Here is a 543-nt window from a genome sequence, read left to right as displayed (position 1 = left end):
GGCAAACAATACGGCGTGCCATTCGACTCCGGCGTAACGGGCTTGTATGTGCGTACGGATTACTTGGAGCAAGCGGGCTATAAGGCAGCTGATCTGCAAAATATCGATTGGAACAAGCTGATCGACATCGGCAAAGCGATCAAAGAAAAACTGGCAAGGACCTGTTGACGCAAGATCCTAACGACTTGGGCCTCATCCGCATGATGATTCAATCGCGGGCTCGTGGTACACGAAGGAAGACGGCACGACGCCAAATCTTGCGAACAATGCAGAGCTGAAAGCAGCGGCTGAGACGTACAAACGCTGATGGAAGCCAATATCGTAAAGTAACGTCCGACTGGAGCCAATTCGTTGGCGCCTTCAACAGCGGCGATGTAGCGGCGGTTCCGACGGGCAACTGGATCACAGCTTCCGTTAAAGCAGAGGCTACGCAATCGGGCAAATGGGCAATCGTACCGTTCCCATCGCTTCCGGGCGCAGCCAAAGCAACGCATGCATCGAACCTTGGCGGCAGCTCGTGGTACGTATTGAATACGGACGGCA

Annotated in this window: 1 pseudogene; it reads left to right on the top strand. The window is 54.1% G+C overall.

The window, feature by feature from the left end:
* A pseudogene (locus PAECUDRAFT_RS24340) lies at positions 1 to 543 on the top strand (ABC transporter substrate-binding protein); the annotation flags it as partial.

This window comes from Paenibacillus curdlanolyticus YK9, assembly GCF_000179615.1.
Classification (GTDB): domain Bacteria; phylum Bacillota; class Bacilli; order Paenibacillales; family Paenibacillaceae; genus Paenibacillus_T; species Paenibacillus_T curdlanolyticus.
This window is presented reverse-complemented; position numbering and strand designations above follow the sequence as displayed.